Below are 22804 nucleotides of genomic sequence, written 5' to 3'. Positions count from 1 at the left end.
ATGCGAGCGGTAGCCTTTGACATCTTCGGCGGCGAGCTGGACCTGCGCGAGCTCCCCGATCCGGCGCCCACGCCCTACGGGGCGGTGATCAGGGTCGAGGCGACAGGCCTGTGCCGCAGTGACTGGCACGGCTGGCAGGGACACGACCCCGACATCACCGCGTTCCCGCACGTACCCGGGCACGAGCTGGCCGGCGTGGTCGTCGCCACCGGCTCCCTGGTGCGCGGCTGGTCCGAGGGCGCGCGGGTGACCGTCCCGTTCATCTGCGCCTGCGGATCCTGTACGGCCTGCGCCGCCGGAGACCAGCAGGTGTGCGAACGGCAGACCCAGCCCGGCTTCACCCATTGGGGCTCCTTCGCCGAGTACGTGGCCATCGACCACGCCGACGTCAACCTCATCCCGGTGCCGGAGGAGATGGACTTCACCACGGCCGCCGGGCTCGGCTGCCGCTTCGCCACCTCCTTCCGGGCCGTCACCGAGGTCGGCGACGTACGCCCCGGCGAGTGGGTGGCCGTGCACGGCTGCGGCGGCGTGGGCCTGTCCGCGATCATGATCGCCACCGCCGCGGGCGGCCGGGTCGTGGCCGTGGACATCAGCACCGACGCCCTCCACCTGGCCGAACGCGCCGGCGCCACCCATTTCGTCAACGCCTCGGCCGGTGACGCCGCCGCCCAGGTCAGGGAGCTGACCAGGGGCGGCGCGCACGTCTCCCTCGACGCCCTCGGCAGCCCGGCCACCTGCGCGGCCTCCGTCGAGTCGCTGCGCCGCCGGGGACGGCACGTCCAGGTCGGCCTTCTGCCGGACGCGGCGACGCCGATCCCGATGGGCCGCGTGATCGCCCACGAACTGCGGCTGCTCGGCAGCCACGGCATGGCCGCCCACGCCTACCCGAGGATGCTGGAGCTGATCAGGGCCGGCATCCTGCACCCCGACCAGCTCGTCACCCGCACCATCGGCCTGGCCGACGCGGGCAAGGCACTGGCCGCCATCGGCTCGGTGCCCGGCGTCACGATGATCGTCCCCTAGCCGCACAACCCCATCTCCAGCACGGCCCCGAGCGCCGGGACCGGATCATCCGAGCACCTTGATCTTCTTCATCGTGGGCTGGGAGATCACGCGGGCGACGCCGGGAATGCCGATGATCTTCCCGGTCTGGAACGCCTCGTAGGCGGCGTAGTCGGCCACGAGCACGCGCAGGTGGTAGTCGGGTGTGGCGAACAGCCGCCGGAACTCCACGACCTCCTCGTAGGCCGCGATCGTCCTCTCCAGTTCCTCCAGCGTCTTCAGGTCGCTGACGCTCACCTCGATCGAGACGATCACTTCCAGACCGGCGCCGAGGATCTCGTGGTCGACCGTCGCCCGGTATCCGCTGATCACCCCCGCCTCCTCCAGCCGCTTGACCCGGCGCAGGCACGGCGGGGGTGTGAGCCCCACCCGCCGGGCCAGCTCGACGTTGCTCAACCGGCCGTCCTGCTGGAGCTGAAACAATATTTCACGATCAATGGCATCAAGTACATATTCATTACTCACAAGGCCACGATAGCGCCATAAGTGGAAACCATATGAGGTCCGTTCCGCACTAGAATTTCGCTGGATCCCCCACTTCGAGCCCGGTTTTCGGCATGCCCCAAGGAAGGCGACAGATCATGACGAACCCCGCCGCCCAGGTCCAGGACTGGCTGGACGCCCGCGCCGACGACATGGCCGCGCTGCTGACCCGCCTGGTGGCCGTGGACTCCGAGAACCCGCCCGGCCGCGCGCTGGGCCGGTGCGCCGCGATCCTGCGCGAGGAGATGTCCCGCCTGGGCCTGTCCCCCGAGATCCTCCCCATCCCCGGCGCCCCCGGCCACCTGGAGGAACCGTGCGTCGTACGCGGCACCGCCGGAGAAGGCGCCCGGCTCCTCTACTTCCACGGCCACTTCGACGTCGTCCCCGCCCAGGACCGCGCCCAGTTCACCGCCGAACGCCGCGACGGCCGCATCATCGGCCGCGGCACCGCCGACATGAAGGGCGGCATCGTCAGCATGCTGTACGGCGCCGCCGCCGCCCGCGAACTCGGCCTCCTCGGCGGCGGCCGCATCGTCATCCACCTCGTGTGCGACGAGGAGACCGGCAGCGTCAACGGCTCCGGACACCTGCGCGAGGCCGGGCTCATCGACCCGTCCGCGCTGGCCATGCTCACCGCCGAGCCCAGCGGCGGCGGCATCTGGAACGCCGCCCGCGGCGCCGTCTCGCTGCGCGTGGACGTGGCCGGCCGCGAAGCCCACGTCGGGCAGGCGAACCTCGGCGTCAACGCCTTCTGGCACATGCTCCACGTGGCCCGCCCGGTCCAGGACTACGCCACGGAGATGGCCGGGCGGCCGACCGCGTACCCCATGAACCCCGCCGACGCGCGCGGCACCATGCTCGTGGTCGGCGGCCGGTCGGCGGCCGGTCGGCGGCCGGGTCCAACTTCAACGTCGTGCCCGGCTCCGCCTACTTCACCGTCGACGGCCGCTACAACCCGGAGGAAGACCTGGAGGGCGAACTCAAGCGCCTGACCACGCTGATCGAGCACGCCGCCGGTGAGATCGGCGCCGACGTCACCGTCAAGACGAGCCAGCTCCAGCCCTCCGCCGCCACCGACCCCGCCCACCCGGCCGCCGCCGAACTGGCCCGCGTGGTGACCGCGGTCACGGGCGAGCCCGCCCGGTTCGAGATGTGCGCGGGCATCCTGGAGATCCGCTGGTACGCCCAGCTCGGCATCCCGTCCTTCGGATACGGCGCCGGCCGCCTGGACGTCTCCCACGGCCCCGAGGAGTACATCGACGAGGCCGCCATGCGCCGCTGCGCCACCGTCTACGCCCTCTACGCCGCCAGCCTCCTCACCTGACCCCGGCCTCCCGGGATCTCGGCTCCTGGCAACCGGCCGCACCACCGCCCCTCGCGCCGGGCATCCCGCCTCGGTGCCTTCCAGGTGAGGGCCCGAGTGCGCGCCGCGGGCCTCCCGCCGGACGTTCCGCTCCCGTGGCTCGGCCCACCCGGCGGGCCGTACCGGAGAACGGTGGGGCGTTAGGTGAGGGTCGTGAGGCGGTGGCGGGTGCGGGCGGGGGCGGTTGGGGGGATGTCGGCGAGGATGTCGGCCAGCGTGGTGGCAGCGAGGGTGCGGCGCCAGGCCTGGTGTGCCTCCGCCATCTTGACGGCCAGGACGCACGGGGCCCGGCACTCCTCCGGCGGCAGCGCCCCCCGCCCCTGCTGCCGGATCTCCCGGCACTCGTACGGCGACGACGTCCCGTCCACCGCCTCCACCACCTGCAGCATGGTGATCTCGCCCGCCGCCCGTGCCAGCCGGAACCCGCCCCGCGGCCCCGTGCTGGCGCTCAGCAGCCCGGCCTTGACGAGCGCCTTCAGCTGCTTGGCGAGGTAGGGCACGGGCAGGTCGAAGTACTGGGCGAGCTGGGTCGTGGACGCGCTCGCCCCCGGTTCGAGCTGCGCCAGCGTCGTGGCACAGTGCAGGACCCATTCCGTGCTCACAGGCAACTTCACGCCCATGAGTCTATAGGAGATATTAAGGACCCATTTAGTCCATGATAGTGTCACGTCGAGACGAGGAGAGATCATCATGCGCATCGCAGTAGCCGGCGCGACCGGAAACATCGGCGCCCTCACCATCACCGCCCTCGAAAAGGACGGGCACGAGGTCGTCGGCATCAGCCGCTCGCTGGGCGTGGACCTGTCCACGGGCAAGGGCCTGGACGAGGCGCTGACCGGCGTCGAGGCGGTCGTCGACGCCATCAGCATGCCCGGGGCGGGCGAGGCCGAGACGGTGGCGTTCTTCGCCGGCGCCACCGGCAACCTGCTCGCCGCCGAGCGGCGGGCCGGCGTCCGCCACCACGTGCTGCTCTCGATCGCCGGCCTCCACCGCACCGGCGGCAACGCCCACTACGCCGGCAAGCGCGAGCAGGAACGTCTCGTGTCGGCGGGCCCCGTGCCGTGGACCATCGTGCCGGCCACGCAGTTCCACGACTTCCCCGCGATGGCCGCGAGCTGGGACGAGCGGGACGGCGTCGCCCGTGTCGCCCCGCTGCTCATGCGGCCGATCGCCCCCGCTGATGTGGCCGCCGTCCTGGCCGAGGTCGCCACCGGCGAGCCGCGGGGCCGCTACGCCGACATCGCGGGGCCTGACCAGCAGGACCTGGTCGACATGGCGCGGCGCACGTACGCGGCGCGCGGCCAGGAGATCGTGCTGGTGCCGACGTGGTCGGGCATCTTCGGCCCGGACTTGGCGGGCGATGTCATGCTGCCCGGCGAGGGAGCCCGGATCATGCCGACCACGTTCGACGAGTGGCTGGCCGGCCAGGTCCCGGCGGCGGGCTAACCGAGTGTCCGCGCGTGGGCGCGGGCCGACGCCGTCTCGCGGCCGACGATCGCGGGCGCCTCGTGCACGAGTTCGTCGTTGGTGAGCGCGTCCACCATGAACAGGGCGAAGTCGATGCGCCGGGTGAGGTTGCCGGCCAGGACGGGGTCGCCCACGTGCCGGCTCCACACGGGCAGCCCCTGGCTCTCGCCCTCTTCCAGGTCGCTGCCCCGCACCACCGTCCACCGGGTGTCGCTGGCGAAGATACGCCGGCAGGCCTCCACCTGGTCGCGCAGGTCGGCGAAGCGGACCAGCCGGGCGAGCACGCCGAACACCGCGGCGAACGTCCGCAGTTGCCACGTGTAGACGTCCTTGCCGTCGCGGGTGATGTGCCACCCGCAGGAGAACACCAGGCGGGCGCCCGGCCGCGCGTAGTCCATGACCGCCTGGGCGGTGCCGCTGGAGTATTTCCGCATCCCCCACGGCACCAGGACCGTGAGAACTCCGTCGCACCCGGCGACCGCGCGTTCGATGACCCGCCGGTCGTTGGTGTCGCCGGGGACGATGGTGATGCGGTCCTTGACGGCGTCGAGCTTGCCGACGCTCTTCTTCCGGCAGACGCCGACGACCTCGTAGCCGCGTTCCAGCGCGTGCCGGACCATGTACCGCCCCAGCTTGCCCGAGGCGCCGACAATACAGACCTTCATCGAGTTTCCCCCTGTCCGATGGTGATGACGACCTTGCCGCGGGCCCGCATGCTCTCGACGTACCGGATCGCCTCCGGGACCTCGGCCAGCGGGTACACGCGGTCGACGACCGGCACGATCTCCTTGGCCGCGAGCAGCTCGGCCAGGTGGTTCAGCGCCTGCTTGCCCGGCTTCCACGAGACTCCGGTGATCCGCTGCCCGACGAACCTCGCCACGACCATGCCCTTGACCACCTGCACCAAGGGCCCGAGCACCCGCCCGCCGCCGGAGGACAGGCCGCCGACGAGCGCCAGCGTGCCCTTCGGCGTCAGCGCGCGCCTGAATTCCTTGAGTGAACGGTTGCCGACCAGGTCCACCAGCAGGTCGTAGCGCTCGATCGGCCGGGTGAAGTCCTCGCGGTTGTAGTCCACGACCTCGTCGGCGCCGAGCGAGCGGACCAGGTCGGCGTTGTGGGCGCCGCACACGCCGGTGACGTGCGCCCCGAGCGCCTTGGCGAGCTGGACGGTGAAGGTGCCGATGCCCCCCGAGGCCCCGTTGACCAGCACCCGCTGCCCGGCCACGAGCCCGTCGAGCGCCTTCAGCGCGGTCTGCCCCGCCATGGGCACGGCCGCCGCCGCCTCGAAGCTCACGTCCTCCGGCTTCGGGACAAGCGTCTCCTGGGGTACGGCTACCGCCTCGGCGAACGCGCCCAGCCGTACACCTCCGAACACCTCGTCACCCACGGCGAGGCCGCGCACGTCGGCCCCCACCCGCTCGACGACCCCGGCCAGGTCGGCGCCGAGGATCGACCCCGGCTTGGGCCGCCGCAGCCCGGCGGAGAGGCGCACCAGGTGCGGGTCCGAGCGCAGGTGGCGCCAGTCGTAGGGATTGACGGCGGCGGCCCGTACCCGGACCAGGACCTCGTGGCGCCCGGGCTCGGGCTCGTCGACCTCGCGCAGGGCCAGGACGTCCGGCGAGCCGTACCGCTCCCAGACCCAAGCCTTCGTACGTCGTAAGGTTGCCATACGTCATAAGGTTGTCGTACGACGTAAGGTTGTCAAGTCCCAGCCTGAGACGGCTCTCAGCCGAGCCGGCGGCGCTCCAGTCCCTCAAGGATCAGATCGAGCGCGAAGGAGAACTCCGTGTTGTCATCGCACCAGCTCAGCGTGGTTTCGGGGGCTTCGTGGGCGATCGCCGCCATCATCCCGGCCAGATGGGGATATTTCATACCCATCTGTTCCATCATCGCCTCGTCCATGTCGTCGGCCGGGTCGTCCGGCTCGAACAACTCCTGCGTGAACCCCATCGCCCGGCTGCCCAGCGCGTGCAGCGCGTGGTGCGCCAGATCGTAGGTGAACCCGCCCGCCCGCAGAATCCCGAGCACGCCCTCGTAGTAGGCGATCGCCGCCTCGCTGAGCGACGAGCGCGTCTGGATCACGCCCGGCGCCCACTTGTGCCGCAGCAACACCTCGCGCGCGGCGAGAATCCGCCCCCGCAACGCCGCCTGCCAGTCACCGGCCGGATCCGGCCCCTCGGCGACCTCGACCACCCCGAGGATCTCCCCGATCACCATCTCGACGACCCCGTCGAGGATCGCCTCCTTGTTGGCGACATGGTGGTACAGCGACATCGGCTCCACCCCGAGCTCCTGCGCCACCCGCCGCATCGTCAGCGCGTCGAGCCCGGCCCGGTCGGCCAGTTCGACGGCGGCGCGCAGCACCCGCCTGCGGCTCAGCGGGACACGGGGCTGCTCGTCGGTTTCTTCGTCGGTCCAAAGAGGCACCCCAGCACTTTACCCGTACACCGTAAGGCCCAGTCCAGGCGGCTCTAGACGTCGCCTGGCCGCCCGCCCGGGGAGATCAGGCCGGTCTCGTACGCGAGCACGACCGCCTGCACGCGGTCACGCAGGCCGAGCTTGGACAGGATGCGGGCCACGTGCGTCTTCACCGTGGTCGCGCTGAGCGTCAGCCGGTCGGCCAGTTCGGCGTTGCTCAGGCCGGTGGCCAGCAGGCGCAGGACCTCCAGCTCGCGCGGCGTCAGCCCGGACAGGTCGCGATGCAGGGCCGCGCGGGCGTCGTCGCGGCGGGCGAAGCGCTCCACCAGACGGCGGGTGATCGTGGGCGCGAGCAGCGCGTCACCGGAGCGGACCAGCCGGACCGAGGCCACCAGGTGCTCGGGGGTGACGTCCTTGAGCAGGAAGCCGCTGGCTCCGGCGGTGAGCGCGGCGTAGACGTACTGGTCGAGGTCGTAGGTGGTCAGGATGAGCACCCGGGTGTCGTCCGCGCCGCCGGTCACGATCCGCCGGGTGGCCTCGATGCCGTCGGTTCCCGGCATGCGGATGTCCATGAGCACGACGTCGGGCCGAGTGCGCCGGACCGCGGCGACGGCCTCGGCCCCGTCCGCCGCCTCGGCCACCACCTCGATGCCGTCGGCCGTCAGGATCATCCGGAACCCGGTGCGGACCAGCGCCTGGTCGTCGGCGATGACCGCGCGCAGCGGTGGCGGCGGGGTCACGCGGCGGTCCAGGGGATGCGGGCCCTGAGCCGGTAGCCGTCCGGCCCGCTGGTGGTCTCCAGGGTCCCGCCGTACAGGGCGAGCCGCTCGCGCAGCCCGATGAGGCCGCGGCCCTGGCCGGTGCCGGGCCCCGCGGCCGGGCCGCCGCCGGTGTCGCCGACCTCGACCTCCAGGAAGTCGCCCGCGCGGGCGACCGTGACGGTGGCCGCCGCGCCCGCCGCGTGCTTCATCGTGTTCGTCAACGCCTCCTGTACGACACGGTAGACCGCCAGGTCCACACCCGGAGGCAGAGGCTGGAGGCCGGCCTCGACCCTGGCCTCGACCTGGAGCCCGGCGGCGCGTACCCGCTCGATGAGACCGTCGAGCCGGCCGATTCCCGGCTGCGGTTCGAGCCCGCCGGGAAGCTCTTCCGACGCGGCGAGCAGGCCCATCACGTTGCGCAGTTCGGCCATGGCGGCCCGGCCGCTGGCCTCGATCGCCACCAGGGCCTGCTTCGACTGCTCGGGATGCGCGTCCATCACCTTGCGCGCGGCCCCGGCCTGGATCACCATCACGCTCACATTGTGGGTCACCACGTCGTGCAGTTCGCCCGCGATCCGGTCGCGCTCGGCCTGGACCGCCCTGCGCGCGCCCTCGTCCCGGTCCCGTCGCAGCGCGTCGAGGCGCTCGCGGTTGCGCTGCCAGAACCGCACGAACACCGCGAGCGCACCCGCGCTGAGCAGCACCACGTACGGCCCCAGCCAGCTCGGCAGGCTCGGCACGATGTCCGCGCCGGCGGCGCCCGCGAGCACGGCCGCCAGCAGGAGCCCCGCTGCCGCGGCCACCCGGTGGCGGCTGTGCGCGAGCGCGCTGTAGGCGGCGACGACGCAGGCCAGGACGGTGATCCAGGTCTCTCCCCCGTCCATGGCCAGCGTCGCCGGCACCACGGCCCAGAAGGTCGTGAGCGGGAAGCGGCGGCGGGCCGCCAGCGGCAGCGTGCCGAGCACCACCAGCAGCACCGCCAGACCGGCGTCCTCGTCGGGAACGGGCACCACCGGCTCGGGCGACGGCATCGCGCCCACCGGCCCGCCCGTCGGCGGAGTCGTGAGCGGTGGGGTCACGGCCGGCAGAACCGGCGGCGTCGGCAGCTCGGGCGTGGCCGGCGGTTCCGGGAGCTTGGGCGTCGTCGGCGGCGCCGGGAGCTCGGGCGTCGTCGGCAGGGCCGGGGGCGTGGCCGGCGGCGTCGGGGGCGGCAGGGTCGGAGGCGGCAGGGTCGGGGGCGGTAGCGGAAGTGCCCGGGTCGCGGACGGATGGGCGGACTGGGGTGCCGGGTCGTGGCGGAGGCGGAGCAGGTCCGACACCGGGTGGGGCGCGGCGCCACGGTCGGCCTCGTCCAGGCTCGCCGTCGCGAACACCGCCACGACGGTCAGGGCGATCGCGAGCAGCAGGTCGGTGACGAGCGCCGCGCGGGACGGCCGGGCGACCGGTGTCTCCGGCCGCAGCAGACCGCGCACGTGCTGCCACCAGAGCCGCCGTTCATCAGCTGTCACCTGCGTATTGTCGCGTTTGCCGGGCTGTCCGCGCATCGTCCCGAGTGACCGGGGCGGTGGTCCGGCAGGCGTACATCGCGAGGATGACGTCCCGGCGGATCATCCCCGGGAGGTAGCCGACATCGCCGTCACGGCCGACGCGCCCGCCGATCCCCCGCCCCTAGCGTCGTCCCCACTTCACACGAGAAACGGGGATATTTCATGCATAGTCGTGCCTTGGGCGGCTTGATGGTCGTCACGAGCCTGCTGTCACCTCTGGCCACGGCCACCCCGGCCACCGCCGCCACCTCGGCCTCGGCCTCTGCCTCTGCCGCCGCAACGATCTCCGCCGCGACACCGCGCCTGCCGAAACCGACCGGCTCGCTGGCGGTCGGCACCACGTCCCTCCACCTCAAGGACACCTCCCGCCCCGACCCCTGGGTGCCCTCCGTCAAGATGCGGGAGCTCATGGTCACCGTCTGGTACCCGGCCACGTCGCCGGGCGGGCGGCGGGCGCCGTACCTGACGGCGAAGGAGTCGGAGCTGCTGCTCAAGGACGGCGGGATCACCGGCGTGAAGCCCGGCATCCTCGCCACCACGCGCACCAACGCCCACACCGGCGTGAAACCGCGCGGACGCAAGCACAGCCTGCCGCTCGTGGTGCTCTCGCCCGGGTTCAAGAAGCCCCGCGCCACGCTGACCGCGCTCGCCGAGGACCTGGCCAGCCGGGGCTACGTGGTGGCCGGCATCGACCACACCTATGAGAGCATCGCCACGGCCTTCCCCGACGGACGGGTCACCACCTGCGTGCCCTGCGACGGCGAGCGCGAGCCCGCGACGTTCACGAAGGCGGCCAAGGGGCGGGCGGCCGACGTCTCGTTCGTGATCGACCGGCTGACCGCCAAGGGCGCCTGGAAGGGCGCCGCGCTGATCGACCGGTCCAAGGTCGCGATGGCCGGCCACTCCCTGGGCGGCGCGAGCAACCTCGCCGCGATGGTCAAGGACGGCAGGATCCGCGCCGGGATCGACATCGACGGCACCGTCCCGCCGGGCGTACCGGAAACCGACCTCGCGCGGCCGTTCATGTTCCTCGGCAAGCCCGCCACCTATACCCCGGGATCCGGCAGCGCCGAGACCGCCACCTGGGAAGCCGCCTGGAAGCGCCTGACCGGCTGGAAGCGCTGGCTGCTGATGACCGGCGCGCAGCACGAGTCGTTCAACGACCTCGGGCCGCTGGCCGCGCAGCTCGGGCTCGACACCGGCGCCCAGGTGCCGGGGCCCCGCTCCTGGGAGCTCACCAGGACCTACGTCGGCGCCTTCCTCGACCTGCACCTGCGCAAGAAGCCCCAGCCCCTCCTGGACCGCCCCTCACCCCGCCACCCGGAGATCAAGCACGTCTCCCCCTAAGGGCGGATGTAGGCGAGCAGGCGCTCCACCGGCCAGGTGTTGACCACGTCGTCGGTCGTCAGCCACGCGCGCTGGGCGATGCCGACGCCGAAACGCTGGTTCTTCAGATGCGGTACGGCATGCGAGTCGCTGTCGATGGAGAACTTCACCCCATGATGCCTGGCCAGCCGGACCAGGTCGGAGGGAAGGTCGCTGCGGTCGGGGTAGGCGTCGATCTCCATGACCGTGCCGGTGCGCGCGGCGGCGGCGAACACGGCGTCCCAGTCGGCCTCCACCGGCTGGCGCTTGCCGATCTTGCGCGTGGTCGGATGCCCGATGACGTCCACGTACGGGTTCTCGCAGGCGGCGATGAACCGGCGGGTCATCTCCTCGCGCGACTGCGTGAAGTGGGAGTGGACCGAGGCCACGCAGACGTCGAACCCGGCCAGGATCTCCTCCGGCCAGTCGACCGAGCCGTCGGGCGCGATGTTGAGCTCGCTGCCGTGCAGCAGCCGCATTCCCGGATAGGACTCCTGCAGCTTCCTGATCTGCTCGCGCTGCTCCAGCGCCTTCTCCAGCGTCATGCGCTGCATGGTCAGGTCGGGGGCGTGGTCGGTGATGGCGTAGTAGGAGTAGCCGAGCGCGTGCGCGGCGGCGACCATCTCCTCCAGCGAGGCGATGCCGTCGGTCAGGTTGGTGTGGGTGTGCAGGTCGCCCTTCAGGTCGGCCAGCTCGACCAGGGCCGGGAGCTCGCCCTTCAGGGCCAGCTTCACCTCGCCCCCGTCCTCGCGCATGGGCGGGGGCACGAACTGCATGCCGAGCGCGGTGTAGATGTCCTGCTCCGTGGTGGCGGCCAGGACCCGATCACCCTCGAACAGCCCGTACTCGGAGAGCTTCCAGCCCTTCTTCACCGCGATCTCGCGGATGGTGACGTTGTGCTCCTTGGAGCCGGTGAAGTATTGCATCGCGGCGCCCCACGACTCCTCCGGGACCACGCGCAGGTCCACCTGGACGCCCGCGGTGGTGCGGATGGAGGTCTTCTTGTCGCCCGCCGCGATGACCTCGGCCACGTACGGCTGCGCGCGGAAGCGCTCCATGATCTCGACCGGCGCCACCGCGAGGATGTCGATGTCGCCGATCGTGTCCTTCATCCGGCGCAGCGAGCCCGCGTAGTCGATGCGCGTGGCCAGGTCGGACAGCGACGCGATCACCTGCTCGGCCAGCGACATCGCGACGCCGACGTGCACCCGCCGCCCGGCCTGCTCCATCTGCTCGATGCCCTTGGCCAGATTGGCCAGCGTCTTCGGCCCGAGCCCCTTGACCCCGTCGAGGCGGCCCGCGGCGATCGCCTCGGCCAGCGCGGCGGGCGAGTCGATGCCGAAGTCCTCGAACAGCATGATGGCCGTCTTCGGCCCCAGCGTCGGCACGCTCGTCAGCCGGCGCACGCCGTCGGGCACCTTCGCGCGCAGGGCGTCGAGCTGCCGGAAGCTGCCGCGCTCCAGGAACTCCTCGATCTTCAGCGCGATCGCCTCACCCACGCCCGGCACCTTGCGGACGTCGACCTGCGCGATGTCCTCGGGGAAGCCGGCGATCGCCTTGACCGCCTTCTGGTAGCTGCGCACCCGGAAGGCGTCGCCCCCGGTCAGCGCGAACAGCTCTGCGTATTCCTGAAGGGCGGCCGCCGCCTGCTCATTTGCCCGTGCCATGTGCACAGCTTAGGAGGTGGGGCCGACATTTCCTCTCGCCATGTCGGCCCGGACATGTCACGCTCGATCATGCGCAGAACCACCCTCTTAGCCCTGTTATCGGTCCTCCTCCTGCCAGCCGGTACGGCTGCCGCCGCCCCCGTCCCCACGCCGTCCCCGGCGGTCAGGGACTTCGGCAACGGCCCCGAGCGCAACGAGGAAGCCGCCCTGGTCGAGGATGCGACCGCGGCGCTGAAGGCCCAGGCGGCCGCGCCGTACCATCACGACAAGACCAGGGGTTATCCCCGCAAGAACCAGCTCCCCCTCCCGCCGGAGAACCCCGCGGACGCCTCGATCAAGCTGGGCCTGATCCCGCACCACGCGATCGCGGCGAAGCTGAACGCGCTGCAGGCGCTCGGCGACCGTGTGAGCGCCGAGGTCCTCGGCCGCTCGGCGGGCGGGCGCGACCTCTACTTCGTGACGGTCACCGCGCCGGAGAGCCCCGCTGAGGTCCGCGAGCAGGAACGCCTGCGCCGCCAGATCGAATCGGGGCGAAAAGTCCCGAAAAATCGCTATAAAACGCCGATCTTCATCAACGGCAACATCCACGGCAACGAGTGGGAGGGCACCGACGCCTCCCTCCGGGTGATCGAGGAACTGGCCACCAGCCCGCAGGCGGCCACCCTGCTCAAGCGCGCCCGCCTGTACTTCAACATCACCGCCAACCCCGACGGCAGAGTCCTCGGCCAGCGCCCCAACGGCAACGGCTTCGACCTCAACCGCGACATGATCACCGCCTCCCAGCCCGAGGCCAGGGCCATGCGGCAGATCATGATCGACACGCAGCCGGTCGCCATGCTCGACCTGCACGGCTACGTCAACGGCACGCTGATCGAGCCGACCACACCGCCCCACGGCGCCAACTACGAGTACGACCTGTTCATCACCAACACCTACGCCAACGGCCTCGGCATGGAGGCGGGGGTCAACGCCCTGGGCTACACCCCGGAGAAGGACGGCGTCTTCCCCGTCCAGATCCCCTTCCGCGACTCCGAGGAGGGCTGGGACGACTGGCCCCCGATCTTCACCCCGCAGTACGCGCCCTTCCATGGCGCGGTCGCCGCGCACACGGTGGAGATCCCGCTGCGCGTCAACGGCTCCGACTACACCAACCTGCCGGTCGAGGAGCTGCGCCGCCGTTCCCGGATCAACACCGACGTGGCCGCCGCGGCCGTGCGCGCCACCTACGGCCACGTCCTGGCCAACCACGACAAGCTCATCGCCGACCAGACCGAGGTCTTCCGCCGCGGCGCGGCCGGCGAGCCGTCCAGGACGGTCCCGCTCGGCATCGTGCCCGGCTTCGGCCCCGAGGACGTCTACACCACCACCTACCCGCGCGGCTACGTGATCCCCGAGGGCACCCCGGCGGCGGCCCGGCTGGTGGACCACCTGATCGCCAACGACGTGGAGGTGGAGCGGGCGATCCTGCCCTTCCGCGCGGGCGGCCGCTTCTACCCGTCCGGCACGTACGTGGTCGACATGCGCCAGCCCAAGCGCGGCCTGGCCAACGTGATGCTGGAGCCCGGCGCGGACATCAGCCCGCGCGTCGACGCCATGTACGACATCTCGGGCTGGAGCCACGCCCTGCTCTGGGGCGCCGGCGTCACCTCCGTGCGCGACCTGCGCGTGCTCGCGGAGCCGGTCCGTTCCGCGGCTTCCACCGGCTACGTCCCGCACGGCGACGGCCCGCTCGCGCTCAGGGTCGCCGACGGCCGCGACGCGCAGGCGCTCAACGCGCTGCTCGCCCGCGGCGTCGAGGTCACCTGGGCGGGCGACACCGCCACGCTGCCCCGCTCGGCGCGCGCCGCCGCCCGCGAGGTCGCCCAGCGCTACGGCGTGCGATTCTCCCGAGCGGGTACGGCGGGCGGCCCCAAGCTCGCCCCGGTCAGGATCGCCGCGGCGGCCTCGGCAGACGAGCTGTTCACGCTGCGCGAGATGGGCTTCGCGGTGACACCGGTCTCCACGACCCTGGCCAACGCCGGATTCGACTGGAACGCCGTGGACGTCCTGTTCGTCGCCAGCGGCCTGTCCTACACCGCGCTCAACCCGGCGGCCAAGGCCGCGATCGACGCCTTCCTGGCCAAGGGTGGCGTCGTCACCCGCGGCGGCACGGGCGCGACCTTCAACGCCGCCGCCGGGCTCCTGACCGTCACCTCGGTGGCCGGGCGCGGCGACGCCAACGGCGTGGTCAGGATGGCCTCGGGCGAGCACGGGTTCGTGTACTCGCCGCGCTGGTTCACCGGGCTGGGTCCCGAGGTGAAGGCCGAGCAGACCTACGAGGCGTTCGTGTCCGGGCACTGGCGCCCGAACCAGGACGGCTCCGGCGGCCAGGACGCCGCCAAGGGCCAGGCGGCGGTCGTCAGCGGCCAGGACGAGCGCGGGGCGCGCGTGGTGCTGTTCGGCACCGAGCCGATGTTCCGCAACCACCCGAAGGGCCTGTTCGCGCAGGTCGCGCGGGCCCTGTACAGCACGTCCCAGTGAGGTGACACGTGGGCCGGGCGGCGCGCCCGGCCCGCGTGCTCACATGCGTACCTCGCGAGGAGTGTAGGCCTCGCTCAGGAACGCGATCTCCTTCTCCGTCAGCTCCACGCCGACCGCGGCCGCCGCGTCGTCGACGTGCCGGTCCTTGGTGGCGCCCACGATCGGCGCGGTCACCCCGGTGCGGCCCAGCAGCCAGGCCAGCGCCACCTGCGCCGCCGGCAGCTCGCGCTCCCTGGACACCTGGGCCACCCGGTCCAGGATCACCTGGTCGTTCTCCGGCTCGTACAGGAAGTCGATGCGCTCGTCCGAGCCCTGCCTGGCGGTCTGCTGCGCCGATCCGGCCCTGGCCAGGACGCCGCGGGCCAGCGGGCTCCAGGGGATGAGGCCCACGCCCTGGTCGGCGCAGAGCGGCAGCATCTCCCGCTCCTCCTCGCGGTAGAGCAGGTTGTAGTGGTTCTGCATGGACACGAACCTCGTCCACCCGTTCACCTCGGCCACGTGCTGGGCCTTCGCGAACTGCCAGGCCCACATGGAGGAGGCGCCGATGTAGCGGACCTTGCCGGAGCGGACGACGTCGTGCAGGGCCAGCATGGTCTCCTCGATCGGCGTCTCGTCGTCCCAGCGGTGGATCTGGTAGAGGTCCACGTAGTCGGTGCCGAGGCGGTCAAGGGAGGCGTCGATCGCGGCCATGATGTGCTTGCGCGACAGCCCGCGGTCGTTGCGGGCCTTGCCCATGGGGAAGTAGACCTTGGTGGCCAGCACGTAGTCCTCGCGGCGGGGGAAGACGCGGCGCAGCACGTTGCCGGTGATGACCTCGCTGGCGCCGGCGCTGTAGACGTCGGCGGTGTCGAAGAAGGTCACGCCGGCGTCGGCGGCGCGCCGGACGAGCGGTTCGGCCTGTTCCTCCGGCAGAGTCCATTCCATCTTGCCGGGATCGCCGTAGCTCATCATGCCGAGGCAGATACGCGAGACCTGAAGGCCGGTGTTACCAAGACGCGAATATTCCATGAAAGTCAGCTTATGGTGGTCATAGGGTGAAGGCGGATGGGCCATGGGTAAGAGCCGGAAATGGTGACACCCCGCAGGATGCTGGTCCGGATTCTTTACGGCTCCCGCTACGACCGGCTGCCGCACGGCCAGCGTGCTTACGTACGACCGGGCGAGCGGGTGATCCGCGAGGCCCAGTGGCGGCTGAGGCTGCGCCGCGCGCCCGTGACCTCGCTGCCCGACTACTCCGGGTCGGTACCGCTCGGGGAGATCGAGGAGTTCCTGGCCTGCACGCTGTGCGGCGAGGAGCGCCAGCAGCCGCTGTTCGAGCCGACCGGCGGCAAGGGCTGGCGCTACCGGGTGGTGCGCTGCCCGGCCTGCGGATTCCTCTACCGCAACCCGAACGTCCGCCCCGAGCACCTCGGCGATCTGTACGCCGGTTCCTACAGCTCCTTCCTGACCGGCAAGTACGCCGCCCAGCGCCGGCGACGCTACGAGCTGACGATGAAGGCGTTCTCCCCCGTGTTCGACGACGGCGCCGGCCGCAGGCTGCTCGACTTCGGCTGCGGCACCGGGCTCTTCCTGGGCCTGGCCGAGGAGCTCGGCTTCGACGCGGTCGGCGTCGACCTCTCGCCCGACTCCGTGGAACAGGCGAATGCCACACTCCGCACCGCCCGCGCCCACCTGGGCGACCCCGAGGACGTGCCGGAGATCGCCGCGGGCGGGTTCGACGTCATCACGCTCTGGTCGGTGCTGGCGCACCTGCCGCGCCCGCTGGAGGACTTCGCGCGCTTCCGCCGCCTGCTGGCGCCGGGCGGGGTCCTGCTGGTGCTGACCGTCAACGCCAATTCCCTGCTGCTCAAGGCGTACGGCTCCCGCTGGAGCGGCTTCACCAAGAACCACCTGATGTTCTACTCCTCGAACACGCTGCCGGTGCTGCTGCGCCGTACCGGATTCTCCGGGGTGGCCTTCGCGCCCCACTTCGGCGACTCGATCGAGGCGGGCACCACGCACCTGCCCGAGAAGCTGCGGCGGCGGCTGGTGACGCGGATCCGCGCGAGCGACGGCGGGAACATGATGCGCGCGCTCGCCTTCGCCGACCAGGAGGCGCTGGAGCGGTGGGGAGCCGAGCAGAAGGCCCGTGAGCTGTAGGAACTCGCTCGTCGACGTCCAGAACGCCAAGCGCTACCGCGCGGCCGTGAGCCGGGGCCCCGAGGGCACCCGCGCCCGCGCCAAGACCGACGCCACCACCGTGGAGACCAGCGGCAAGCTGTCGTTCCAGGCGACCTACGCGGCGCCGCGGCCGGGCGATCGAGGAGAACCGGCGCGTGGAGATCATATTCAATGCCGGTGAATGAGCCAATAATGCCAGGGCTTATTGGCAATTACTCCACTTGATCCGGCCGAGGAATGCCCTTTAGGTACCTACTGTCAACCGAGGTACGTGAAGGGAACCCTTTTATGGCTCGTAGCCGCCTCATCGGCTTAGCCGCCACCGTACTCACCCTCCCTCTCCTGATCGTCGCGGCGCCCTCCGGCGCGGCGGCGGCGCCCGACCCGGCTCCACCGGGCGACATGATCGCCGGCGCCAAGACCGGCGCCCGGATGGTGGTCGACGGCACCACCTACGAGATGCCGGCCACCTATACCCCGAAGGCGGCCGCGAAAGCGCGTTCCGCCGCCCCCACGCCGCCTGTCGGAACGGTCCGGCAGTGGTTCGCCAGCGACGACAACACCGGCTGGTACCTGAAGGACTTCACGCTGCGCGGGGTCGGCGGCAAGATCGAGGTGTGGGTCGCCAACGACCTCGCCTTCCCCGCCGGCGACTGCCGCCCGGCCAGTTCCGTCACGATCACCGACGCCAACGTGGCCCGGATGATCAGCGAGTTCGACACCAACATGTACCCGAAGGAGACGGCGGCCTTCAGCACCCCGCCGGACCGCGACGGCACCGCCTCCCAGGTGCCCAGGGACTTCACCGGCGACGGCGACAACACCGTCGCCCTGGTCGACAACGTGCGCGACTCGAACTTCTACGACTTCCCCGCGAACACCACCTACACCGCGGGATTCTTCTCCGGCGCGCTCAACGAGGCCACCGACCGCAACGTCATGACGATCGACGCCTTCGACTGGGCCCACCGCACCGGGGCCAACCCGCCCGACGAGCCCACGTCCGACCCCTGCACCAGCCGCCCGGCCCGCCCCAACTCCTACGAGGGCACGTTCGCGCACGAGTGGCAGCACCTGCAGATGTACTACACGGACTCCTTCGAAGGTAACTGGATCAACGAGGGCCTGTCGGACTACGCCATGTACCTGACCGGGTACTCCGACAGCCTCAAGACCGTGCACGAGAAGGGCTGGGACAGCCACCTGATCTGCCAGCAGGGCTGGGCCACGGTACAGACGCCCGCCAACCCCAACGTGCGCGACTGCGGCGGCCCGGAGAACTCGCTGACGCTGTGGGGCGAGGGCAACACCGGCGGCGACGTGCTGGCCGACTACGGCAACGCCTACGCCTTCATGCTCTACCTGGCCGACCGCTTCGGCGCCGACATCCTCACCCGGCTCCACAACGACGCCAAGCGCGGCCTCGAGAGCGTCACCGCGCAACTCGCCACCGAGGGACAGAACGACCTCTACCGGGTGATCCACGACTACCAGTCGATGACGCTGCTCGACGGCATCGTGGGCGAGTCCCGGCACGGCGTCGTGATCGGCGTGCCCAAGAAGCGGGTCACCGCGGCGAACCTGCGCTCCAGCGTCAACTTCGCCAACCCCGACTCCCACGCCACCCCCGGCGCGGCGCCCAACGGCGCCGACTACCTCGCCCCGCGCGACGCCGCCGGCAAGGAGCTGCGCGGGCGCGACCTGCGTTCCCTCTCCTTCGAGGGGGTACGGTCGCTGCCGCCGGCGCCGTTGCAGTGGACCGTCGTCAGCGACGACGCCGACCGGCCGGGCAACCCGGTCGTCTGGTCGGGCAACCGCAACAACCTCGACGCCACGGCCGTCGCCAAGGTGACCGTCCCGGCGACCGACCCGGTGCTGCGCTTCCTGGCCAAGTACGGGGCCGAGACCGGGTACGACTACGCGTACGTGATGGTGTCCACCGACGGCGGGGCCACCTACACCCCGATCGCCGGTGACAAGACCACGCAGGCGCCGCTCGGCCCCGGCCTGAACGGCACCACGACCGGCTTCGAGCCGCACACCTTCGACCTGGCCGCGTACGCCGGGCAGGAGATCCTCGTCAACTTCCGCTACGTCAGCGACGGCGGCGTCAACGAGGGCGGTCTCAAGCTCGATGACATCGCCGTGGGCGGCACCGCGGTGAGCGACGGCTCCAGCCTCGACCCGTTCGACTCGGTCACCGAGGTCAGGCCGATCGCGATCGACAGCTGGAACGTCCGGCTGATCGGGTACGACGGCAAGCGGTCCGTGGCCCTGTACGCGGAGGTGGACGACAAGTTCGCCTTCAGCCTCAACCGGCTGCAGCTCGCGCTGCTGGCTCCGTTCCCGAAGGTGGCCGCCATCGTGGCGGTCGACGACCCGGGCGAGCAGGTCCAGCAGTACGCGCCCTACACCCTCAAGATCAACGGCGTGACCCAGCCCGGCTAGAACACGCGAAAGCCCCCTTCCAGGAAGGGGGCTTTCGCACGGGCGGATGGACGGGCTACAGGCCCGGCTCCGGCGAGCGCGGGTAGCCCGGCGGCCGGTCGCCGGGGTACGGAGTGCCCGGGGTGGCCGGATTGCGGGGCACGTGCGGGGTTCCCGGAGTGGGCGGGAAACCCGGGTCGTGCGGATTGCCCGGAGTCTGCTGGCTGCCCGGAGTCCGCTCGCCGGCCGGAGTCTGCGGGGTGTCGGTTCCGTGCGCATATGGCACGTCGCCGCGCCACGCGCCGGTCTCGCCGCCGCGTGCCTCGATGTAGTCCTTGAAGCGGCGCACGTCGCCCTGGACGCGCATCCGCACGAGCTGCAGCCAGTCGCCGGCGGTCTCGAGGAAGCCCTCCGGGTCGTACTCCATCTGCAGCGTGACCCTGGTCGTGGTGTCGTCGAGCCGGTGAAAGGTGACGACGCCGGCCTGGTGCGGCCGGTCGACGGAGCGCCAGGCGATGCGCTCGTCCGGGTGCTGCTCGGTGATCTCGGTCTCGAACTCCCGCTTGACCCCGGCGATCTCCGCCAGCCACGCGTTGCGCGTGTCGGTGAGCTGCTTGACCGACTCCACTCCTTCCATGAACTCGGGGAACGTCTCGAACTGCGTCCACTGGTTATAGGCCACCCTGACGGGGACCATGACGTCTATTGAATACTCGATGCTGCTCATGGGTTCGCGCCTGCCCCACGGCGGCGCGCCCTAACGTCGTCAGGCCGTGACCGCGAACAGCGCGACCGTGGTGCAGCTGCCGCCGATGTTGAGGGTCAGCGCGGTGCGCGCGCCCTCCACCTGGCACTCCCCCGCCCCGCCCGACACCTGCCGGGCGGCGTCGTACAGCATGCGCACCCCGGTGGCGCCGACGGGATGGCCGAGCCCGATGAGCCCGCCCGACGGGTTGACCGGCAGCGATCCGCCGAACTCGATCGACCCTGACTCGACGGCCCGCCACGACTCGCCGGGCGGCGTGAGCCCGAGGTGGTCGAGCGCCACGTACTCGGTGATCGTGAAGCAGTCGTGGGTCTCGATCACGTCCACGTCGGCCGGGCCGCGCAGCCCGGCGCGCTCGTAGGTGTCGAGCACGGCGCGCCGCAGATGGGGGAAGAGGTACGGCTCGCGCGCGGCCAGCTTGTCCTTGAGCAGCATCGGCGCCGTCCGGTGCCCCCAGCCGGAGATGGCGGGGCCGGGCCTGCCGTACCGGTCGGAGGCCAGGATGACGGCGGCGGCGCCGTCGGTGATGCGGCCGCAGTCGTACTTGCGCAGCCGTCCCTCGACCGGCGGGTTGAGCACGTCGTCGGCGCCGAAGCAGCCGTCGGGGAAGGTCCAGGAGCGCGCCTGGGCGAGCGGGTTGCGCAGGGCGTTGCCGTGGTTGATCTCGGCGATGCGGGCGAGGTGCTCGTGGGCGAGCCCGTAGCGGACGTCGACCTCGTCGGCGATCTCGGCGAACAGCGCGGGCCACGGGAAGTCCGCCCCCTGCGCCTCGCGGCCGGCCCACGCCGCGCAGCCGAGGTGCCCCGCGGCCTCCTTGGCGCCGACGTTGCGCATGAGCTCGACGCCGACGACCAGCGCCACGTCGTAGCGGCCCGCCTCCAGGTCGGCCATCGCGGCCAGCACCGCCATCGACCCGGAGGCGCACGCGGCCTCGTGGCGTGCGGTGGGCAGCATGGACCAGGCCGGGTCGATGGCGGCGACCATGCCGCCGAGGTGGGCCTGGCCGGCGAACAGCTCTCCGGCCAGGTTGCCGACGTGCGCGACCTGCACCTCCCGCGCGGCCACGCCCGCCGACTCCAGCGCGCCGAGCGAGGCCTCGCGCATCATGTCGTACAGGCTCGCGCCGGTGCGGGCGAAGTCGGTCTGGTAGCCGCCGAGGACGCGGATCACAGTTTCAGCTCCCTCTTGAGTATCTTGCCGACCGGGCTTCTGGGCAGCGCCTCGACGATCTCCAGCCGCTCGGGCAGCTTGTAGGAGGCGATGCCCTTGCCGCGCAGGAACGCCACGACGGACTCCAGCGAGATCTCGCCCTTGGCGACGACGACCGCGCAGACCTTCTCCCCGAGGACGTCGTCGGGGTAGCCGGCGACCGCGGACTCCGCCACCGACGGGTGCCCGGCCAGCAGCCCCTCCAGCTCGGCGGGGGCGATGTTCATGCCGCCGCGGATGATGATGTCCTTGGCCCGGTCGACGTAGCGCAGGTACTGGCCGTGCTCGCCGGCGATCTCGAACAGGTCGCCGGTCCTGAGATAACCGTCCTCGTCGAACGGCTCCGCCACGGCCGTGCCCGGCAGGTAGCCGGCGAAGACGGTGGGGCCGCTGAGCCGCAGCTCGCCGGGCACTCCGGGCTCGGTGATCTCCTGGCCGCCGGGGGTGACGAGCTTGGTGCTGACCCGGTCCAGCAGGGCGGGCGCCCCGGGCGCGCCGGGGCGGGGGAAGTAGCGGGCGCGGGTCTCGGGGTCGGGCATGTGGGCGGGGTCGGACAGCAGCGCGACACCCTCGTTGGAGCCGAAGAAGTTGATGATCGCGATGCCGTGTTTCTCCTGCCAGCCGCGGACCATCGGCGGCGGCAGCGGCGCGGAGCCGGAGCCGATCCTGGTCAGCGAGGAGATGTCGGCCTTGGCCAGGATCGCCTCCTGGTGCAGCAGCAGGGTGAGCAGCGCGGGCGGGGCGAGGGTGTAGGTGACGCGTTCGGCGGCGATCTGGGCCAGGTAGGTGGGCAGGTCGAAGGGGTGGTGCTGGATCAGCACGGCGCCGGAGCGCAGCCAGGGCAGGAAGACGCCGCCGATGCCGGCCATGTTGACCATGGGGAACGGGTTGAGTATCACGTCGGCGGCGGTGAGGGCGGGCGCGGCCGTACAGACGGACTCGACGGCGAGCCAGTCGTAGTGGCAGCGCGGCACGCCCTTGGGCGTCGCCTCGGTGCCGGAGGTCCAGCAGATCGTCACCCGCTCGGCCGGGTCGGCGGCGCGCGTCGGCGGCGCGTCGGCGCTCACACCCTCCAGGTCCGCGGGCCACGTCAGCGTGGGCGTGCCGGCGGGCGCGCGCGAGTCCCGGCCGGTGACCAGCAGGGACGCGCCGGACAGCGGGAGGAGCTGGGCCAGCTCGTACGCGCGGTACTGGACCGGGAACGGCGTGACGCTCGCGCCGAGCCGGACGACGGCGAGGAAGGTCACCGCCAGCTCGACGCTGTTGGGCAGCTGGACGGCCACCACGTCGCCGGGGCCGATGCCGCGGGCGCGCAGGACGCCGGCGACCCTGTCCACTTCGGCGCCGAGCTCCGCCCAGGTCAGGCGCTTGACCGGGCCGTCGAGATGGGCGGCCTTGTCGAGCGGGTCCACGATCGCGAGCACGCCGGGGCGGGCCGCCACGTGGGTGCGGAGGAGCTGGTCAATGGTCTCGTCTGTCCACCAGCCCGCGGCGACGTAGCGGGCGATCCGGTCGGCGGAATGCGTCATCGCGACTCCCCAGGGGTGTGATGGCCGCAACACTACGAAAGCAGAAGTCAGGTCGTC

Annotated in this window: 20 protein-coding genes and 1 pseudogene; 9 read left to right on the top strand and 12 right to left on the bottom strand. The window is 71.6% G+C overall.

Annotation, left to right across the window (positions count from 1 at the left end):
- Positions 1 to 1026 carry a zinc-dependent alcohol dehydrogenase family protein gene (locus ACFWYW_RS09235; protein ID WP_379627422.1) on the top strand — a complete coding sequence of 342 codons (1026 nt, stop codon included), beginning with the start codon at positions 1 to 3 and terminating at the stop codon, positions 1024 to 1026.
- A 45-nt stretch (positions 1027 to 1071) separates the two neighbouring features.
- Here ACFWYW_RS09235 and ACFWYW_RS09230 read toward each other — a convergent pair whose 3' ends face one another.
- A complete protein-coding gene (locus ACFWYW_RS09230; protein ID WP_379627424.1) occupies positions 1072 to 1461 on the bottom strand; it encodes an Lrp/AsnC family transcriptional regulator in 390 nt (129 codons plus the stop codon).
- A gap of 161 nt (positions 1462 to 1622) precedes the next feature.
- On the opposite strand from ACFWYW_RS09230, the pseudogene ACFWYW_RS09225 reads away from it, so the two are divergent.
- Positions 1623 to 2342: pseudogene (locus tag ACFWYW_RS09225) on the top strand (M20 family metallopeptidase); the annotation flags it as partial.
- Positions 2300 to 2872, top strand: a complete 573-nt coding sequence (locus ACFWYW_RS09220; protein WP_379627440.1) for a M20/M25/M40 family metallo-hydrolase — start codon at positions 2300 to 2302, stop codon at positions 2870 to 2872. The pseudogene ACFWYW_RS09225 and the gene ACFWYW_RS09220, both read left to right, overlap by 43 nt.
- A 179-nt stretch (positions 2873 to 3051) precedes the next feature.
- Here the strand turns inward: ACFWYW_RS09220 and ACFWYW_RS09215 are convergent, their stop codons facing one another.
- Positions 3052 to 3525 carry an RrF2 family transcriptional regulator gene (locus ACFWYW_RS09215; RefSeq protein WP_379627426.1) on the bottom strand — a complete coding sequence of 158 codons (474 nt, stop codon included), beginning with the start codon at positions 3523 to 3525 and terminating at the stop codon, positions 3052 to 3054.
- Positions 3526 to 3601: 76 nt separating this feature from the next.
- Between ACFWYW_RS09215 and ACFWYW_RS09210 the strand changes: the two genes are divergently transcribed.
- On the top strand, positions 3602 to 4357 hold the full coding sequence (locus tag ACFWYW_RS09210) for an SDR family oxidoreductase (protein ID WP_379627428.1): 756 nt from the start codon (positions 3602 to 3604) through the stop codon (positions 4355 to 4357).
- Here ACFWYW_RS09210 and ACFWYW_RS09205 read toward each other — a convergent pair.
- Genes ACFWYW_RS09205 through ACFWYW_RS09185 form a run of 5 tightly spaced genes read right to left on the bottom strand, consistent with a single transcriptional unit; the run spans position 4354 to position 9065 of the window.
- Positions 4354 to 5043: an NAD(P)-dependent oxidoreductase gene (locus tag ACFWYW_RS09205; RefSeq protein ID WP_379627430.1), complete on the bottom strand. Its 690-nt coding sequence runs from the start codon at positions 5041 to 5043 to the stop codon at positions 4354 to 4356. The genes ACFWYW_RS09210 and ACFWYW_RS09205 overlap by 4 nt on opposite strands.
- On the bottom strand, positions 5040 to 6047 hold the full coding sequence (locus tag ACFWYW_RS09200) for an NAD(P)-dependent alcohol dehydrogenase (RefSeq protein WP_379627432.1): 1008 nt from the start codon (positions 6045 to 6047) through the stop codon (positions 5040 to 5042). Before ACFWYW_RS09200 ends, ACFWYW_RS09205 begins: the two co-directional genes overlap by 4 nt.
- A gap of 56 nt (positions 6048 to 6103) precedes the next feature.
- Positions 6104 to 6805, bottom strand: a complete 702-nt coding sequence (locus ACFWYW_RS09195; protein ID WP_379627434.1) for a TetR/AcrR family transcriptional regulator C-terminal domain-containing protein — start codon at positions 6803 to 6805, stop codon at positions 6104 to 6106.
- A 44-nt stretch (positions 6806 to 6849) separates the two neighbouring features.
- Positions 6850 to 7536: a response regulator gene (locus ACFWYW_RS09190; protein WP_379627436.1), complete on the bottom strand. Its 687-nt coding sequence runs from the start codon at positions 7534 to 7536 to the stop codon at positions 6850 to 6852.
- The gene (locus tag ACFWYW_RS09185) at positions 7533 to 9065 is read right to left on the bottom strand and encodes a sensor histidine kinase (RefSeq protein WP_379640944.1); all 1533 of its coding nucleotides are present in this window, start codon (positions 9063 to 9065) and stop codon (positions 7533 to 7535) included. The genes ACFWYW_RS09190 and ACFWYW_RS09185 overlap by 4 nt, the downstream gene beginning before the upstream one ends.
- A 216-nt stretch (positions 9066 to 9281) precedes the next feature.
- On the opposite strand from ACFWYW_RS09185, the gene ACFWYW_RS09180 reads away from it, so the two are divergent.
- Entirely contained in the window at positions 9282 to 10451 is a 1170-nt protein-coding gene (locus ACFWYW_RS09180) for an alpha/beta hydrolase family protein (RefSeq protein ID WP_379613254.1), read from the top strand.
- Here the strand turns inward: ACFWYW_RS09180 and polX are convergent.
- Positions 10448 to 12136, bottom strand: a complete 1689-nt coding sequence (polX, locus tag ACFWYW_RS09175) for a DNA polymerase/3'-5' exonuclease PolX (protein WP_379613255.1) — start codon at positions 12134 to 12136, stop codon at positions 10448 to 10450. The genes ACFWYW_RS09180 and polX overlap by 4 nt on opposite strands.
- Positions 12137 to 12205: 69 nt before the next feature.
- Between polX and ACFWYW_RS09170 the strand changes: the two genes are divergently transcribed.
- The gene (locus ACFWYW_RS09170) at positions 12206 to 14656 is read left to right on the top strand and encodes a M14 family zinc carboxypeptidase (RefSeq protein WP_379613256.1); all 2451 of its coding nucleotides are present in this window, start codon (positions 12206 to 12208) and stop codon (positions 14654 to 14656) included.
- Positions 14657 to 14695: 39 nt separating this feature from the next.
- Here the strand turns inward: ACFWYW_RS09170 and ACFWYW_RS09165 are convergent, their stop codons facing one another.
- Positions 14696 to 15664 carry an aldo/keto reductase gene (locus tag ACFWYW_RS09165; RefSeq protein WP_379613257.1) on the bottom strand — a complete coding sequence of 323 codons (969 nt, stop codon included), beginning with the start codon at positions 15662 to 15664 and terminating at the stop codon, positions 14696 to 14698.
- 60 nt (positions 15665 to 15724) lie between these two features.
- Here ACFWYW_RS09165 and ACFWYW_RS09160 point away from each other — a divergent pair, with 60 nt between their 5' ends.
- The 3 genes from ACFWYW_RS09160 to ACFWYW_RS09150 all read left to right on the top strand — a co-directional run bounded on the left by ACFWYW_RS09160 (position 15725) and on the right by ACFWYW_RS09150 (position 19264).
- Positions 15725 to 16795 carry a class I SAM-dependent methyltransferase gene (locus tag ACFWYW_RS09160; RefSeq protein WP_379613258.1) on the top strand — a complete coding sequence of 357 codons (1071 nt, stop codon included), beginning with the start codon at positions 15725 to 15727 and terminating at the stop codon, positions 16793 to 16795.
- Positions 16785 to 16997: a hypothetical protein gene (locus ACFWYW_RS09155; RefSeq protein ID WP_379613259.1), complete on the top strand. Its 213-nt coding sequence runs from the start codon at positions 16785 to 16787 to the stop codon at positions 16995 to 16997. The genes ACFWYW_RS09160 and ACFWYW_RS09155 overlap by 11 nt, the downstream gene beginning before the upstream one ends.
- 107 nt (positions 16998 to 17104) lie before the next feature.
- Complete coding sequence (locus ACFWYW_RS09150) at positions 17105 to 19264, top strand: choice-of-anchor J domain-containing protein (RefSeq protein WP_379640942.1); 2160 nt, start codon at positions 17105 to 17107, stop codon at positions 19262 to 19264.
- A 55-nt stretch (positions 19265 to 19319) separates the two neighbouring features.
- Here ACFWYW_RS09150 and ACFWYW_RS09145 read toward each other — a convergent pair whose 3' ends face one another.
- From ACFWYW_RS09145 to ACFWYW_RS09135, 3 genes are read right to left on the bottom strand one after another with little or no spacing between them, the layout of a single operon-like run.
- Complete coding sequence (locus ACFWYW_RS09145; protein WP_379613262.1) at positions 19320 to 19970, bottom strand: SRPBCC family protein; 651 nt, start codon at positions 19968 to 19970, stop codon at positions 19320 to 19322.
- Between the two features lie 39 nt (positions 19971 to 20009).
- Positions 20010 to 21179: an acetyl-CoA acetyltransferase gene (locus tag ACFWYW_RS09140; protein ID WP_379613263.1), complete on the bottom strand. Its 1170-nt coding sequence runs from the start codon at positions 21177 to 21179 to the stop codon at positions 20010 to 20012.
- Entirely contained in the window at positions 21176 to 22747 is a 1572-nt protein-coding gene (locus tag ACFWYW_RS09135) for a class I adenylate-forming enzyme family protein (protein ID WP_379613264.1), read from the bottom strand. The genes ACFWYW_RS09140 and ACFWYW_RS09135 overlap by 4 nt, the downstream gene beginning before the upstream one ends.
- Positions 22748 to 22804: the final 57 nt, after the last annotated feature.

This window comes from Nonomuraea sp. NPDC059023, assembly GCF_042740095.1.
Taxonomy (GTDB): domain Bacteria; phylum Actinomycetota; class Actinomycetes; order Streptosporangiales; family Streptosporangiaceae; genus Nonomuraea.
Note: the sequence above shows the minus strand (reverse complement) of the source record. Positions and strands in the feature narration are given on the sequence as shown.

Bases quoted from the DNA above. Each gene is read 5' to 3' on its own strand.
- ACFWYW_RS09235 (WP_379627422.1), top strand. From the start codon at position 1: ATGCGAGCGGTAGCCTTTGACATCTTCGGCGGCGAGCTGGACCTGCGC.
- ACFWYW_RS09210 (WP_379627428.1), top strand. From the start codon at position 3,602: ATGCGCATCGCAGTAGCCGGCGCGACCGGAAACATCGGCGCCCTCACC.
- ACFWYW_RS09205 (WP_379627430.1), bottom strand. From the start codon at position 5,043: ATGAAGGTCTGTATTGTCGGCGCCTCGGGCAAGCTGGGGCGGTACATG.
- ACFWYW_RS09200 (WP_379627432.1), bottom strand. From the start codon at position 6,047: ATGGCAACCTTACGACGTACGAAGGCTTGGGTCTGGGAGCGGTACGGC.
- polX (WP_379613255.1), bottom strand. From the start codon at position 12,136: ATGGCACGGGCAAATGAGCAGGCGGCGGCCGCCCTTCAGGAATACGCA.
- ACFWYW_RS09170 (WP_379613256.1), top strand. From the start codon at position 12,206: ATGCGCAGAACCACCCTCTTAGCCCTGTTATCGGTCCTCCTCCTGCCA.
- ACFWYW_RS09165 (WP_379613257.1), bottom strand. From the start codon at position 15,664: ATGGAATATTCGCGTCTTGGTAACACCGGCCTTCAGGTCTCGCGTATC.
- ACFWYW_RS09160 (WP_379613258.1), top strand. From the start codon at position 15,725: ATGGTGACACCCCGCAGGATGCTGGTCCGGATTCTTTACGGCTCCCGC.
- ACFWYW_RS09150 (WP_379640942.1), top strand. From the start codon at position 17,105: ATGGCTCGTAGCCGCCTCATCGGCTTAGCCGCCACCGTACTCACCCTC.
- ACFWYW_RS09145 (WP_379613262.1), bottom strand. From the start codon at position 19,970: ATGAGCAGCATCGAGTATTCAATAGACGTCATGGTCCCCGTCAGGGTG.
- ACFWYW_RS09135 (WP_379613264.1), bottom strand. From the start codon at position 22,747: ATGACGCATTCCGCCGACCGGATCGCCCGCTACGTCGCCGCGGGCTGG.